Genomic DNA, 16,052 nt, shown 5'->3' with positions numbered 1-16,052 from the left:
TGAAGGAAAATTTAACATCTGTTGCCTCACGATGCATTTACTTCAATCACATCTACGGTCGGTACCAAGCAGGTTAACATTGAACCCGTTCTAAAAAGATCCCGGTTTTCCCTAACATGGAGCATTACATGAAAAACCTCATTTCGTTACTTGTACTAATTTTTTCACTGATACCGCTGCGGGTACAAGCACAGTCGACGCCTTTTTTAAGCGATACGGAAATCGATATGCTCGTGAACGAGATCAGCGGCGACCGCGCCTTCGAACATATTCGTTGGTTATCGCACTGGCACCGCGACTCCGGTATGGAAGGTTACTTTAAAGCCGCCGATTACGTCCTGCAGGCGGCCAAAGAAGCGGGATTGGAAGATGTATCATTTATCGAGCAACCGATGGATGGAGCCAACTACACGGCAAAATCTGCTGAACTGTGGATGATCGAACCGGTTGAAATAAAATTAGCCGACATTGGCGATCATGCCGTGTATTTAGCGGACGGAAGCCACGACGCCGACTTGACGGCTGAATTGATCTGGATCGGCGATGCGTCAAAAGAAGCCCTTAAAGACCTCGACGTGACGGGCAAAATCGTTTTGACCGGCGGCAGCGAATATGCGGCCGCGCATAATGCGGTTTGGAACAAAGGCGCGTTGGGTATTGTGACATTCAGAACTTCTGAGGAACGATCCCCGATGGATTTTCCCGATCAGATCGCATGGACTCATATTCCGCTGGATCCGCCGGAAGGAAAGAGCGGAACATTTGCATTTTCACTTCCGCCGCGCAAGGGGGAGATTCTGAAAAATATTCTCGCATCAAATAAATCGAAAGATTGGTTTGCTACCGGAAAAGAAACGCCGGGCGGCAAAGTAGTGCTGAAAGTAAAAATTGATACCGAGATCGGAAAAAAACCGGGACGAACGGGTTTTGTAGAAGGGTGGATTCGCGGCAGTAAATACCATGATCAGCAGATCGTGCTCACCGCGCATCTTCAGGAGGAACAAGGCTCTGCCAACGACGACGGCTCCGGCTGCGCCAATCTGCTGGAACTTGCGCGCACGTTTAATAAACTGATTCGTGAAGGCAAGATGCAGCGGCCGCTTCGCGATATCCGTTTTTGGTGGACGGATGAGATCTATTCCGAATACCGTTATTTTATGGATCATCCGGAAGTTCCTAAACAATTATTAGCCAATTTACACCAGGACATGACCGGAGCAAAGATGTCGCTCGGAAGCCGTACGCAGCATCTCATTTTTGCCCCTCAATCACGCATGTCTTATCTTGATGCTGTTTTTGAGAACGTGGCGACGTACGTCATTCATACGAATAATTCATATCTCTCCGCAGGACGCAGCGGCGGACTATCGCGACCTCACTCACGCGCGATCTATTCCACGCGCGGTTCGCGTGAAGGGTATCGGGCGGAATTTGTTCCTTACTTCGGTTCCTCCGATAATATGACGTTTGTTGAAGGTGCGATCGGCGTTCCTTCCGTTGCCATGATCAACTGGGACGATCATTATATCCATTCCTCGGATGACGATTTGTGGCAGATCGACCAGACGCAGTTAAAGCGCAATAATTTTATTGTCGCCTCGATAACTATGTTTCTAGGCTCCGCCGAAAATACGGAAGCGGCCAAAATAGCCGCTGAAACATTCGCCCAGGGGCAAAAGCGGCTTACCAATGATCTTAAAACGGCTATGGAAATCTTGAGCGGCAGTAATACCGGAAACGATTCTCTGTGGAAAGATGCGGCCATGTTAATCGAACAAGGCATCCAGCGTGAACGGCGCGCCATGAATTCCGTTCGGGTATTTTGCGGGACCGACAAAACGGCGATGCAGATGATTGACAAACTGGTTACACGGTTAAATGCAAGAGAATCCGAACTGATGAATGACCTGCAAACGTATTACCGGCAGACAACGGGCGCAAAACCCGGAGATCGATCATTAACGGCGGAAGAATTGACCGCTTCAAAAAAGATCCCCATGAATGCCGCCCCGCTTGAAACTTATTTCAACAACCGTGTCAAGGTGAAATATAAATCGGCGTTGCATTCGATCATGAAATCCGAGGTGTACAATTTTGTTGACGGCAAACGCAGTTACTATGATATTTATAAGGCGGTGCGATCGGAGGCTTTGTCCAGCGGAGCCTGGTATTATGGAATTGTCACCCTCAATGATGTGACGGGTTTACTTGATGCGGCCGTAGAAACCAAAGCGCTGATTCTAAAATAGTAAAAGGAGAAAAAATGTTGGATAAACTTATACGCAGGCTGCTGCCTCAGGTCATCGGACTAGTTATGATGGTATTGGGGTGGTATGTCAGTATTGTCAATGTGGGACTGGATAAATTAAGTTCTCCCTCGATATTTACGAAAGCGTCGTGGACGGGTTTGCTGATGATACTCATCGGAGCGTACTTGCCGCAGTTATGGATTGCCATACTGAATAAATTTAACAAGTAGCGGGTTCACCCATTTTCTTTTTTCTTTTTGTAAAATAAAACCGCGCTTACGACAAAACATAAGAGAACCACAGAAAATCCTACTGCAGTAAATGGCACATATATCGCGCCGGCGAAAATCAATATCACAAGACCTGCGATATTGAAAAGCGAAAACCGGATCATGGAAACCGGCAGTAGCGATTCGAAAAGTATCAGAAGATTCAGTGCACCGAACACCAACATCAAGACGCCAAAAAAGACCCCCCAGCATTGCATGACATCTATCATGCTGTATTGAAACCCAAAACCGCTAAAAGAATATTCCTTCATAGCCTGTTCGACCAGCGAACGCTGAATGTCCAATCCTTTAGGTTCAAATTGCCCGAAAAAATGGCCGACGCCCACGAGTATCAAAAGAATCGAACCGATTAAATAAAATATCTTAGCCTTTTTCATTATATAGCCTCCTGACTGTTTTTTTAGGTTTATTAGCATACCCCGGCAAATTTTTCGGCGCTATGAAGCTTCTAGACAACAGGATGTATCAATTACAACTCCTATTCCTTTTTCAAGCGCTTAACAAGCAAGGGTATTAGACTTGCTAACGAGGCTGCGAGATAAACATAGGGCAGGTATTTTTTAGCCTGTAGAAAATAATCGAATGCCACGATCAAAAGGATCAGGCTTCCGAATAAGGTGATCCATTTATTTCCATTGACATCCTTCCTGATTGCAAGTAATGCAAAAGACGTATAAGCCAGTCCGCATAACACATAGATCGTTCCAAAAACTGCCTTCCCCTGATCCAGCGTGTCTGTTCCCGCAAGAATGAGCGGGAATGCGGTCATGATGAACGAAAATATAAATAGTTTTTTCTTCATAAATGCCTTTACAAAACTTTGCAATTAAAGAACGAGCTAATGTAATTGAGGCTGAATTATGGAACAAGGAAAAATATTAAGTCTTTGTAAAAAGAACGATCCGGTTGGAATTTGTACCTTTGGAATTATTTTTGATTCCCCAAATGTTGGACGTTTTTGTGAACTGCTGCTGATTGATCACAATGCCTTTACATTCAAATCCTGCTTCTGTTCCCAACGGTACTACGTATTCTTCAAGTTTGATCTTCGCATTCTTTACTTCGCCAACTTCAAACGCAATCCAACCGCCCTTTCGCGTGATACGGAATAATTCTTCGAAAACACCATTCATTACATCAGCCCAGTCTTTTAACGTCTTTGACATGGTTATTTTTTTTGCTACCACACCGGCGTTAATATCGTTAAACCAAAAGCGGAGCCAGTTATCGTCTGCATACTGCACAACATTCAAAAACGGGGGAGAAGTAACGGTTAACTGAATATGATCGGAAGGAATCTCCTTAGTAGACCGTGCGTCATCGTTCAAAAAAACCGCTTGTTTTCCAATACCGCGAAGAATCTGAACATCTTCGCTGGCCAGATCTTTAATCAGTTGTTTTGATTTATTGAGAATGATTTTCTTTGTGTCGCGGTATTCGGGTTTTTGTTTTCTTTTTTTATTGATCAGTTTCTGCCGTTCTGCGCCAACAGCCTGATTGGGAGGAAATGTATACACGGAAAAAAAACCTTTGGAATGGCCTGTTAGACGGTTGGTGGCAACCATACGAATCCAAAGATCCAAATCATCTTCTAATCCCGTTCTTTTTCTTCTCTTCAGGTATTTTTTTAGCCCTACAATTTCCGATTCGGTTTTCGAATGATAAAACATGGAAAGATCTATGTCAGCGCGTTCGTTTTTTTCAAAAGGAATTGCGGAGAGTCTTTTCTCCACTTCCTGCGTGTCAGGAATAAAGAACCGCGGAGAGGATAATATACGGCTAAGCGGATTTACATCATTTGCAATGACGTTACGTTCAAGTAACGCTGCCTCGATCACCGTCGTTCCTCTCCCGCTGAAGGGATCGTATATTACGTCGCCTTTTTTTGAAAAAATTTCTATAAAAAAATTTGGAAGTTGCGCTTTGAAGCATGCGCGGTAGGAAATCTCATGGATCGAAGAAGCCTGGCGCTGTTTGGGGGTCCAGAATTCACCGACATACTTCGGGTAGGACACTCCATCTAATTCTAAATGATCTGTCTGATGTTTTTTGTACGTGGAAAAAAAGTTCATCCGCAGATTGGACGTTCGCTTAGGACTTAAATCTGCTTAAGAGCAGATCGTTCGTCGGGTACTGCCGGATCAGATCCAGCGCGCTGCTCATAGCGTCTTTAGGCATCATCCTCGCCAACGACCGGCGTAAAGCATAATGTTTATCGGTGGCGGGCCCAAACAGTAATTCTTCGTTCCGCGTACCGGATGCATTGAGATCAATGGCGGGAAAAACGCGCAAGTCGGCCAGTTCGCGGTTCAATACCAATTCCATATTTCCCGTACCTTTGAATTCCTGAAAGATCAGTTCGTCCATACGTGAGTTCGTCTCAATCAGCGCCGTGGCAATGATCGTGAGCGATCCGCCGTGTTCTATATTGCGTGCTGCGCCGAAAAGGCGTTTTGGAATTTCCAAAGCGCGGATATCCACGCCGCCGGACATGGTTCGCCCGCTGCCTTTTTGATGCACGTTGAAAACGCGTCCGAGCCGCGTCAGCGAATCGAGCAGTAACGCGACATCCTTACCGGCTTCGACCTTTCGTTTGGCATATTCTAAAACGAGCTGGGCTAACCGCATGTGCTGCCCGCCCTGGCTGTCGCTGGAACTCGCAAATACTTCCCCTTTCACGGAACGTTGCATGTCGGTAACTTCTTCCGGACGTTCGTCGATGAGCAATACCATCAGATCGATTTCGGGATGATTGACGCTGATGGCGTGGGCCATATCCTGCATCAGGCGCGTTTTTCCGGCTTTTGGCGGCGCAACGATCAGGGCACGCTGTCCTTTGCCGATCGGACAAAAGAGATCGACAACCCGCATGGAACGCGAACTGTCTTTTCCTTCAAGCCGGATCCATTCATCGGGTTGAATGGGTTGAAATGAAGAAAAATCAGGAATCTTCGCCCATTCCTCCGGTGTAATATCGTTCACCGATTCGATGGCCGAAAGCTGCACGTTGCCTTTATCGCTCGGTTTGGATGTCCCTTTGATGAAAACGCCTGCCCGCAGCCGGTGTTTCTGAATCATGGCCGGTGCAACATAGACGTCCGATGTACTGTTTTTTATTGTAATTGAGACGTCACGAATGAATCCGAATCCTTTCGGATCAATTTCGAGCATCCCGCTGATAGGATGAGACATTAATAAAGAGGGGTTAATGAGAGATGTGAATTATGGTTATAATATACTATTTTTTTTGAATCGTAACAATTTTTTTTTGAAAATTTATTTTTTTAAATGGTCGTCAAAAAATGATGCGGTGCGTTCCATTACCAAAGGCCAGGCATTGATGAACTCGTGCAACTCATCAGGATACTCATAAAATGTAACGTTTTTGCGGTGTGTTTTCAAAGAGTCGTTCAGTTTACGCGCCCATTCCACCGGACAGGATTCGTCGGTCGTGCCGTGATGAATAAGGATCGGCGATTTTATTTGATCCAGGAAAAACATCGGCGACATGTTATCCCAAAAAGCCGGATTCTCCTGGGGGCTTCCATAAAGTTCAAATATTTTCTTTGACAGTCCCGGGCGTCTTGAATCCCAACGATAAAAATTGTCACGGATATCTGCGCTTACGGTGCCGAAAAGCACGAATGCTTGTACCAGTTCAGGTTGCGAGACCATAATATTCAGGCAAATGCCGCCGCCCATGGAGTGGCCTAACATACCGACGTTTGCGGTATCAACAAAGGTAAAGCCGGCTTTTTTCACCGCATAAACGGCGTTGATCACATCCTCGACATAGCCTAAACGAAAACGCGGATTGTTTAATGAGTCCTTATCGGACTGCGCATGGTTACGGTAATCCGGATGAATTACGACGTACCCTTTTTTTGCAAGATAATCCTGTTCTCTTTTTAACCCACGCCCGTTGGTATATACGCCCGGGTCAATGTAGCCGTGATTGAGGATCAAAACAGGAAAAGGCCCGCGGCCCTTTGGAACGTTCATGATGCCGGAAATTTTCAAATCGCCGCTCCGATACGTAATGTAATAACGCGTATAAAATGCGTGGTCATCCAATACTTTTCCGAGTTTAAGATCCGTTCCGGATAACCGTTTTCGGCTGAAGTTCGGAATTGATACCGAATCAACCCAGCGCTTAATATTAGGCGTAACGGGTTGCGCTGCCTGCTCGAACATATTCGGATAAAATATCCAGCTTAAACAAACAATAACTATAAAAACACCCAGGCTCAGGCTCAATCTCATTTTCATATCTTATTTGTATTATGTGAAACGTACTGTAGGATTCCAAATAAAACTAACGAATCCAGACGTTATTTGTTGCAGGAATTATAACAGCGTCCATTCTGATACTTCCCAAATTTCGACGCCTTGGATATTATATTAAGAAATTACTGATAGCGCAAATTCTTTTCCGCTTCGATTGATATGCTAATTTGCGTATCGTATAGATCATTTCCCAATCCCAGGATGACCCAAAAATAATTCTTCAGGTAATGGCCACATGATTATGCTTTATTACTACGCGTAGGGTACATATATTTATGTGCTTATCCGCTTTACTCACCTTCGTCATGGTGAGCCCTTCGGCGGGGCTCAGGACAAGCTTGTCGAACCATGACAAAGAATAGTAAAATCAGCCTTCGGCTGCGCTCAGGCTGAACCTCTCTTTTCCATTTGTGAGTCAACCGGATATGCATGTATATTCATCTGGTTCCTTATCAAAATAAGCGGGAATATTTTAACCTGCAATTTGTTATACCACTACTTAACTTTATAACTATAAACTTATATAAAAATTATGACAGAAAAAACACCTAAATCATTTGATGAATTAATTCAAACCAGCGAAGTGCCTGTTTTTGTTGATTTCTGGGCAGAATGGTGCGGGCCATGCCGCATGGTGGCGCCATCAGTAAAACAACTGGCCGAAGAACTTGCAGGCCGTCTGGCGGTAATAAAAATCAATGTGGACGAAAAGCCTGCTATTGCCTCTCAGTATGGCATTCAGAGTATTCCGACCTTTATGATATTCTACAAAGGAAAAACCGTCACCCGTTTTTCTGGTGCGATGCCGTATCCGATGTTGAAACAGGAAGTGGAAAAAAGTTTATCCACGTTGCACGAAACAGCAACCGCTTAGGGGACATGATGCAAACAAAAGTCAAATGGATCTCGGATAAACATTTCCAAGGTTTGGCTGATAATAAGACCGTGATCGACATGGATGACGTACAAAAAGGTGCGCCGACGCCGATGGAAATTCTACTGATGAGCCTCGCCGGCTGCGGCGGTATAGACATTGTTCCCATGCTAAAGAAAATGAGGCAGGAACTTGTGGCTTTTGAAACAACGATTAAGGCTGAACGAGCAAATGACCACCCCAAAGTATTTCAGAAGATCCATCTCAGCTATCATTTTACCGGCAAAAAGCTCGACCCGAAATCCGTCGAAAAAGCAATTAAACTAAGTCATGAAACGTATTGCTCCATTGCCGCCATGCTCAAGCCCGCGGCAGATATAACCTATTCTTATAAAATAAGCGAAGCATAAGGATTAAATATGGAATATGGATTTTCAAAAACCGTCGGCTACTCCTATGACGAAGCCGTTGAAAAAGTCACGGAAGAATTAAAAAAAGAAGGCTTCGGCGTACTTACTTCCATCGACGTCAAAGATACAATGAAAAAGAAACTCGATGTTGATTTCAATAAGTACGTCATTCTTGGCGCGTGTAACCCGCCGCTGGCTCATAAAGCGCTGACCGCTGAAATTGATCTGGGCCTGCTTCTTCCTTGTAACGTGATCGTCTATGAAAACGACCAAAATAAAACGGTGATCGGTTTTTTTGACCCTAAGTTGATGGCAAAGTTGGTTGATAATCAGGAATTAAATAACATTGCAGACGAAGTCTACAAGAAACTCCAACGGGTCTACGCTGAATTATAGTTAAATGAACTTTAAAAAACCCTGGGTATATCCCCTGCTGGCATCCCTGACACTGGGGCTCGCCCCATTCACGCCTGAACCTCATATATGGAAGCAAATGGCGGCCATATGGCACGGCACTCTCCATGAATGGATCGACTGGTTCGATCTCGTTCTGCACGGATTTCCCTGGATCTGGCTGTTGGCGGTATTGATGACTATGTTAAAAAACAAGAATTCAGATAAGGCGTGATCCGCGTGGTATTTATGAAAAAAACTGAAATGTTCACGAAGGAGTTAGATCATGGGTGAATGGAAATTGTTATTATTTCTCGCAGTTTATTTTTTATTGATGTATTACATTTTACCTAAATTGGGAGTGCCTACTTGAATGAACAGCTCTTGTTCCGTGCCGAACAAGCCGAAAGAAAAGAAAAACATTGAAGACGACGAGCCTTCTGAGGAATTAAAATGAAAAAGAAAATATTATTTATTGCGTTAGGCGCCGGAGCCGGATTTGCGTACTATTATTTTATCGGATGCAATAACGGAAGTTGCCTTATTCAAAGCAACCCGTACATCAGCAGCACGTATGGCGCCGCCGTGGGATGGGCTGTTTCTACCGTAACGCTCCCGCTTAAGAAAAACAAAAAAGATACAGATTCTTCAATCTGATAATTAATAATACACGTTACTTTCTAAAAAGGAGGCTGGCTTATGAAATGCAATGTAGGTAATGCCGATCGTATGTTTCGCATCATTGGCGGTTTGGTTATAATCGCTTTAGGTTTCATTTATCAGTCATGGTGGGGAGTTATTGGTGTGTTGCCGATTCTGACAGGAACTCTTCGTTGGTGTCCATTGTACTTACCTTTTAAGATCAGTACAGACAAGACGCATCAGGCTTAAATAATAATAGGGAAATGTTTTCGCATTTCCCTTTTTCTAACAACGCAGTCCCTCAGCGCATCATCACTTTGTTGTTACTCCGAGAAAATCTAGAATTTCTTCCTTACGCGCCCTTGCGTCGGCGTATCCGAGCGCGATGAGTTCACGGCAATACGCCTGCTCAAAAAGAAGATAACTTGATAAATTTGCTCCGTTGCGGCCGGCGGCCCCCATTCCACGGAGCAGTATGCGCAGAGACAGAGGCAATTGATGAGCATGTTTTGTTGCTATCGGCTCGATATCTCGGCTGGGGCTAATCCAAAACGTGTCGACTTTACGCAGCGTGTTTGCTCCGTCTCTTAAATATTCTTTCGGAATATGGCTGACGGTGTGGTTAATCCGGTGCAAAAGCTCAAGATCAGTCTCTATGGCATCAAGAAAAATAGAGTTCAACATATGGCCGGCAATGCCGGCCAGCGTGGGATATTCCTGTGGTTTTAAACGCTCAACCTGTTCTTTCACTTTATAACGTACGCCGATAACAAATATACGCTCTGCGCCAAGGTGCAATGCCGGGCTGATCGGCGCCGATTGCCGCACGGAGCCGTCGCCAAAATATTCACGATTCAGTTTTACTGCAGAAAAAAACAGCGGAATGGCCGATGATGCCATCAGATGATCCGTTGTGATTTTGCAGGCGCTTCCAAAACGACGTGCGCGTTTCCAGGGCGTGAGTGACTCAATTCCCTGATAGAATGTAACTGACTCTCCGGTGCCGTAGCCAAACGCCGTGACGGCAAGCGCGCGTAACGCCCCGGAGTCAATTGAGGGTTGTATCAGATCGCAGGGCATTTTGGTCTCCAGTAATTTCCGCAGCGGCGCGCGGTTGAATAGTTCCTGGGGATAACGCCTCCCAAGGCCCGCTAATGCAAGAGCCGCGAACCAATGTGCCCCGGTAACAAGCAAACCCCATGCATCGGCTCGAAACACATGGTTAACATGAAAATTCTTCCATACGAAATTCAGTTGTTTCACCGCATCGTGAAAATCCCCTGCCCGAACGGCTAATGCAGTGGCGTTGATGGCGCCGGCTGACGTTCCGCAAATGATTTTAAAGGGGCTCGATGTGCCCGGAGGAAGCATAGAGGAAATCCCCTTTAACACGCCAACCTGGTACGCGCCGCGAGCGCCGCCGCCCGCCATGACGAGCCCTATGATGGGTTTTTCATTTTGTTCCACAGCCGTGATACTCCTGCGATAATCAGATTTAGAAAATAGGCCGAGAGGCAGTTAAACCTAAAAGACCGTCGAAAAAAATTGAATGTTAGCTGTACCTAAGGCATTCAAAAAAATCATGCAGTTTTTTTTTATCCAATTTTCCGTCACTTCGAACGCCGCTGCAAACATCTAATGCAAAAGGGCCCACCTGCAAAACCGCCTCCGCAGCATTTAGAGGATTTAAACCGCCGGCGAGAAACACCGGAATATCTACAGCTTCTCGAATCTTCCGGCTGATGTCCCAATTATGCGTCCTTCCCGTTCCTCCAAGTTCTTTCACTTTCAGTTTTTGATTCCCTGAATCTAACAACAATGCATGGACTCCTGCCGCTGCGTCTGCCGCTTCCGCAATCGATTCTTCTCCGGTTACATGAACCACCTGAACGATCTTTATGCCGGGCATAGCTTTCCGCAGATCATCATACGATCCTGCTAACAGTCTATCGCATATCTGAATCGTATTGGTCCCGCACCGGCTATGTTGTGCAATGATCTCCTCTGCATCCTGTAAACTGGTTAAAAGAAATGTTGCGATAGAAGGCGGTACGAAATCAGCAATATCAGCAATCATCGTTTCGCTGATAACACCCGGTCCGCTGGGCATGGCGGAAACTAATCCCAAAGCCGATGCGCCGGCGTCGATAGCCATTTGAGCCTCGTTTACGGACTGGATGCAGCAGATTTTAACTCTTATTTTAATCGAGCGGTCCATAAATTATTTTTATTATAATGTACAATTTCATTTTGATGATTCCATACTAATTTTTAACTGCGGGTGACAATTAATTGTTTAAAAAAAATCTTGACTCCGAAACAATTCCATTGTATAATTGTCCGGCTTTAGACCTTTCCGTTAGTTGACATTTCTATGTTTTCTGCGTAATGGCCCCCGCGGTTGTTGCGTCTTGTCAGATTTTAATACCTTCCGGGTTGGTTGGCTCTTTTTTTTTGCCGGACTAACTCCTCACTTTTGTTGAAACCCTCGCGTTGCAGCGAAAGAAATTCAGATTAAGACAAAACATTTTTTAGAATTTGGCGCTTAATAGCGGTATGTACCCGAGATGTGCGCGAATTAAAGTTTGATATCTCTATTTTTTGTTTCTTACTATTAAATAACTTACCTAATGACTATCTAATGAGGAGGAGAAGGATCTCATGAGAAAAGTTACTCACCTGTTGGCAGCGGCTCTTTTCTTTTTGGCCGCAATCACATCGGGCAACCAAGCCCAGGAACAGAAGGCGGGCAACGCGCCCGGCTGGATTGATCCCGACAAAAACTTTAGGGACGTGCAGAAAGAATTTGATCAATTTTGGACGGGAAAGGACGTATCGAACCGGGACGTCGTCAAAGGCACCGGATTCAAACAATTCAAGCGATACGAATGGTTTTGGCAGAGCCGTGTGGATGCTTCGGGAAAATTTAATCCTGAACTGATTTGGCTGGCGCGTCAGGAGAAAATGCGGAATTTTCCAAACTCCTGGTTTGCGAAAGGCAAAGGACTCGGAAAATCCAGCGCGATCATGGTGAATAGTTCAAACTGGACAAATCTGGGACCACAAACATCGATTCCTTCCGGTGGCGGAGCCGGACGGGTCAACTGTATCGTTTTTGATCCGACCAATTCTAATACCATTTATGTAGGTTCACCCGGTGGCGGCCTATGGAAAACCACGAATGGCGGAACTACCTGGACAACTAATACTGACGAGCTGGGAACTCTCGGCGTATCCTCGCTTGCTATCGATCCGACAAATACAAGCATTATGTATCTCGGCACAGGCGATGGCGATGCCGGCGACACGTATTCGCTCGGCGTATTAAAATCAATCGACGGCGGTGCTACGTGGAATACAACGGGATTGAGCTGGACGGCAAGCCAGACCTTCCGGATCAGCAAACTTATAATACACCCGACGAACACGGGCATATTAGTTGCGGCTACCAGCAACGGTATTTATAAAACGACGAACGCAGGAACTACCTGGACGCAAGTTCTGACAGGAAATTTCAAAGACCTCGAAATAGATCCTTCGAATGCGGCCGTGTGGTACGCAGGCCGTTACGGTAATGGAACTGCGGCTATTTTCAAATCGACGGACACGGGCGGTACGTGGGTGCAATTGACCTCCGGTCTTCCGGCCAGCGGTGTGTACCGTGTTGCTATCGCAGTGGCTCCATCCTCTCCGTCAACATTGTATGCTTTGTATTGCAATAACATAGCCAACGATTACGGTTTGTATGGCGTATATAAGACGACCAACAGCGGCACGACCTGGACGCAAGTCAAAGGCGCTACGTCACCTAATTTATTAGGCTGGAATAGCAATGGCGGCGATGCGGGCGGACAGGGCTGGTACGATCTCTGCATCACCGTTTCCCCTACCGATGCGAATAATGTATATACCGGCGGCGTCAATATATGGCGTTCAACTAACGGCGGAACCACCTGGACGATCAACGCGCATTGGACCGGATCGGGCGCATCGTACGCTCACGCGGATCATCATGCGGTCGAATTTTTGCCGGGCAGCGGCACGACGCTTTTCAGTGGCAACGACGGCGGATTCTTTAAAACAACAAATAATGGAACGACCTGGACGGATTTTAGCAACGGACTTGGTATTCATCAATACTATCGGATCGGCGCTTCAAAAACCAATGCGAGCATAGTACTCGGCGGCGCACAGGATAACGGCACAGATCGTTATAACGCCGGGAGCTGGACCCGTATCATCGGCGGCGACGGCATGGAATGCGCCGTAGACTTCACGAACGCCAACATTCAATACGGCGCGCTGTACTATGGCGACATTTATCGCACGACATCGGGAGGTACGCCCACAAATATGGCCGATCCTTCTGAAGACGGCGCATGGGTTACACCCTATGTTCTCAATCCGCTGGTCAATACTACCATGTATTATGCGACCATGACAAAAGTGTATCGCAGTACGAATGTGACCAACACTACGCCGACATGGTCATCCATTAGCGCCTCCGCGCTGGGAACTACAAGCGATCCTCTTACCGTGCTCGCCGTAGCGCCATCCAACGGAACTACCATGATAACGGCTAACGCCGCAAACGCATGGAAAGGAGTTTTCGGAGGAAGTACCTGGACATGGACCAGTTTATCCGGCTCCGGCCTTCCTGCCGGTGTCACGTATGTTGCGTTTCACCCGACAGATCCTAATACTATTTGGGCAACCATAGGCGGATTTACTGCAGGCAGCAAAGTTTTCAAAACCGTCAATGGCGGAACGTCATGGACCAACATATCCACATCCCTGCCTAACGTACCGGCCAATTGCGTCGCCGTTCATCCGACAACTCCTAACGACGTGTATATCGGTATGGACCTTGGCGCATTTTATTCCGCAGACGGCGGAACAACCTGGGAAGCTTATGATACGGGCCTTCCTAATGTGATTGTCAACGAACTGGAAATTCACGTAAGCGCCGGTAAGATCCGCGCTGCAACTTACGGGCGCGGTCTATGGGAATCTCCTTTGCAGACCACCACTCCGACGAATTCCGTGACCGTTACGGCTCCCAATGGCGGCGAAAATCTTACGGCAGGAACTTCCACTAATATCACATGGACAAGCACCGGAACTATAGCGAACGTGAAGCTGGAGTACTCGACTGACGGAGGAACGAACTATACCGTCATTGCTGCCTCTACTGCCAATGACGGATCACAAGCATGGACGGTTCCAAGTACTGCAACGACACAAGGCCGCGTGCGCGTATCCGATGTACTCAATGCGGCAACCAATGACGTCAGCAATGCGAACTTTACCATCACCGTTGCTCCGACGAATTCCGTGACTGTTACGGCTCCAAATGGCGGAGAAAATCTGACAGGCGGAAATTCCACTACTATTACCTGGACGAGCACGGGCACTATCGCCAATGTAAAACTGGAATATTCGCTTGACGGCGGAACGAACTATACCGTTATTTCTACCTCTACTGCTAATGACGGAACGGAAGCCTGGACGGTTCCGAGTTCTGCAACGACACAAGGCCGTGTGCGCGTATCCGATGCATTAAACGCTGCAACGAACGACGTCAGCAACGCGAACTTCACTATTACGGTTCCGTCCGGAGGTTATGCAACTCTACCTTACTCCTTTGGATTTGAAACGGCGCTCGACGCATACTGGGCAACATCCAGCAGCAATAGTTTCGGCCGCATCCTTCGAACAACAGCCAACGCGCCGCATAGCGGAAGCTATCATCTTACCATGGATGTCACAACAAATAACAACTACTCTGAAAACCATGCCGATCTCAAAGTCAATCTGTCGGGATACACAAATGCGACGCTGTCCTTTTGGTGGAAAGATTTTGGCGATGAAAACCATACCAACGACGGCGTGTATTTCTCGAGTAACGGCGGATCGACTTTTACAAAAGTCTACACATTCCTGCCGGCATCATACAGCACCGTTTACACACAATTCACTCTCGACATCGATGCGCTTTGTGCATCCAATGGCTTGACGATGACGAGTACTTTTGTGATTCGATTTCAACAATATGATAATTACGTGATCGCGACAGACGGTATGTCGTTTGACGATATCAGTGTTACAGGTACAACCGGCGGCCCTACGCCGCCGATCACTGCTGAAAGTGAAGACAACGGCGCGTCGACCAGCGCAGATGGACCTGTCGGAACAGGCGTAGCGGTCAGCGGCAGCGTCTCGAGCACGACCGATAACGACTGGTATTATTTTGACGTAAGTACTGCAGGTAATGTAGGAGTAACGTTAGCTATCACCGGATCGGCCGACTTAGATTGGTATATGTACAATTCGGCGTTGACGGAAGTCGCCCGCGGCTACACGGTCAATAATCCGGAAACCGGGAACTACACTGCCGGAGTCGGACGTTATTATGTTAAAGTTAACGGCTATTCAGGCGCAACGGCGGCCTATACGCTGACGTTAAGCGGCGGACTCGCGCAGGTTGCTCGTGGCGGCCAAAAAGGACAGGTCGTTCCAGCCAAACTCACGCTCGATCAGAACTACCCTAATCCTTTTAATCCGACAACGTCCATCCGTTTTGGAATTCCGAAAGAAAGCCATGTATCGCTGAAGATCTATAATATACTTGGCCAGGAAATCCGGTCTTTGATTAATGAGAACCGTAAGGCTGGAAATTATGATCAACTGTGGGACGGCCGCAACCAGTTCGGCGCCGCGGTGTCCAGCGGAATTTATATCTATCGCCTGCAGGCAGGCAATGAAATTATCACCCGAAAAATGAATTTTCTGAAATAATTTCTACTCGAACAAATAAAAAAACCCGTACGATTCAGTCGTACGGGTTTTTTATTTTATAGTATTTGCGATTCAAAAATATTCAGCAACAACTCCACTGCCGCTCAGA

At 46.5% G+C, this 16,052-nt stretch carries 16 protein-coding genes; 9 read left to right on the top strand and 7 right to left on the bottom strand.

The window, feature by feature from the left end; translation table 11 throughout:
* Positions 1-116 precede the first annotated feature (116 nt).
* Positions 117-2,249 (top strand): M28 family peptidase, encoded by a 2,133-nt coding sequence (locus F9K33_10565; GenBank protein KAB2879130.1) that lies wholly within the window; start codon positions 117-119, stop codon positions 2,247-2,249.
* 14 nt (positions 2,250-2,263) lie between these two features.
* The gene (locus F9K33_10560; protein KAB2879129.1) at positions 2,264-2,479 is read left to right on the top strand and encodes a hypothetical protein; all 216 of its coding nucleotides are present in this window, start codon (positions 2,264-2,266) and stop codon (positions 2,477-2,479) included.
* Positions 2,480-2,484: 5 nt separating this feature from the next.
* Here the strand turns inward: F9K33_10560 and F9K33_10555 are convergent, their stop codons facing one another.
* From F9K33_10555 to F9K33_10535, 5 genes are all read right to left on the bottom strand, one after another.
* Positions 2,485-2,916, bottom strand: a complete 432-nt coding sequence (locus F9K33_10555) for a hypothetical protein (protein ID KAB2879128.1) — start codon at positions 2,914-2,916, stop codon at positions 2,485-2,487.
* A gap of 101 nt (positions 2,917-3,017) precedes the next feature.
* Entirely contained in the window at positions 3,018-3,341 is a 324-nt protein-coding gene (locus F9K33_10550; protein KAB2879127.1) for a hypothetical protein, read from the bottom strand.
* Between the two features lie 76 nt (positions 3,342-3,417).
* Positions 3,418-4,611 carry a site-specific DNA-methyltransferase gene (locus F9K33_10545; GenBank protein KAB2879126.1) on the bottom strand — a complete coding sequence of 398 codons (1,194 nt, stop codon included), beginning with the start codon at positions 4,609-4,611 and terminating at the stop codon, positions 3,418-3,420.
* Positions 4,612-4,630: 19 nt separating this feature from the next.
* The gene (locus F9K33_10540) at positions 4,631-5,731 is read right to left on the bottom strand and encodes a transcription termination factor Rho (protein KAB2879125.1); all 1,101 of its coding nucleotides are present in this window, start codon (positions 5,729-5,731) and stop codon (positions 4,631-4,633) included.
* Between the two features lie 84 nt (positions 5,732-5,815).
* Positions 5,816-6,733: an alpha/beta fold hydrolase gene (locus F9K33_10535; protein ID KAB2879146.1), complete on the bottom strand. Its 918-nt coding sequence runs from the start codon at positions 6,731-6,733 to the stop codon at positions 5,816-5,818.
* Positions 6,734-7,358: 625 nt separating this feature from the next.
* Between F9K33_10535 and trxA the strand changes: the two genes are divergently transcribed.
* The 6 genes from trxA to F9K33_10505 all read left to right on the top strand — a co-directional run bounded on the left by trxA (position 7,359) and on the right by F9K33_10505 (position 9,394).
* On the top strand, positions 7,359-7,700 hold the full coding sequence (trxA, locus tag F9K33_10530) for a thioredoxin (protein KAB2879124.1): 342 nt from the start codon (positions 7,359-7,361) through the stop codon (positions 7,698-7,700).
* 5 nt (positions 7,701-7,705) lie between these two features.
* Positions 7,706-8,110, top strand: a complete 405-nt coding sequence (locus F9K33_10525) for an OsmC family protein (protein KAB2879123.1) — start codon at positions 7,706-7,708, stop codon at positions 8,108-8,110.
* Positions 8,111-8,119: 9 nt separating this feature from the next.
* Complete coding sequence (locus F9K33_10520) at positions 8,120-8,506, top strand: DUF302 domain-containing protein (GenBank protein KAB2879122.1); 387 nt, start codon at positions 8,120-8,122, stop codon at positions 8,504-8,506.
* A gap of 4 nt (positions 8,507-8,510) precedes the next feature.
* Positions 8,511-8,738 (top strand): RND transporter, encoded by a 228-nt coding sequence (locus F9K33_10515; GenBank protein KAB2879121.1) that lies wholly within the window; start codon positions 8,511-8,513, stop codon positions 8,736-8,738.
* A 218-nt stretch (positions 8,739-8,956) separates the two neighbouring features.
* Positions 8,957-9,160, top strand: a complete 204-nt coding sequence (locus F9K33_10510; GenBank protein ID KAB2879120.1) for a hypothetical protein — start codon at positions 8,957-8,959, stop codon at positions 9,158-9,160.
* Positions 9,161-9,202: 42 nt separating this feature from the next.
* Positions 9,203-9,394, top strand: coding sequence for a DUF2892 domain-containing protein (locus F9K33_10505; protein KAB2879119.1), 192 nt, complete (start codon positions 9,203-9,205; stop codon positions 9,392-9,394).
* Between the two features lie 63 nt (positions 9,395-9,457).
* Here the strand turns inward: F9K33_10505 and F9K33_10500 are convergent, their stop codons facing one another.
* Complete coding sequence (locus F9K33_10500) at positions 9,458-10,576, bottom strand: patatin-like phospholipase family protein (GenBank protein KAB2879145.1); 1,119 nt, start codon at positions 10,574-10,576, stop codon at positions 9,458-9,460.
* Between the two features lie 121 nt (positions 10,577-10,697).
* A complete protein-coding gene (locus F9K33_10495; protein KAB2879118.1) occupies positions 10,698-11,363 on the bottom strand; it encodes a phosphoribosylanthranilate isomerase in 666 nt (221 codons plus the stop codon).
* A gap of 443 nt (positions 11,364-11,806) precedes the next feature.
* Here F9K33_10495 and F9K33_10490 point away from each other — a divergent pair, with 443 nt between their 5' ends.
* The gene (locus tag F9K33_10490) at positions 11,807-15,943 is read left to right on the top strand and encodes a T9SS type A sorting domain-containing protein (GenBank protein KAB2879117.1); all 4,137 of its coding nucleotides are present in this window, start codon (positions 11,807-11,809) and stop codon (positions 15,941-15,943) included.
* The last annotated feature ends 109 nt before the right edge of the window (positions 15,944-16,052 follow it).

It is taken from the genome of bacterium (genome assembly GCA_008933615.1).
Classification (GTDB): domain Bacteria; phylum CLD3; class CLD3; order SB21; family SB21; genus SB21.
Note: the sequence above shows the minus strand (reverse complement) of the source record. Positions and strands in the feature narration are given on the sequence as shown.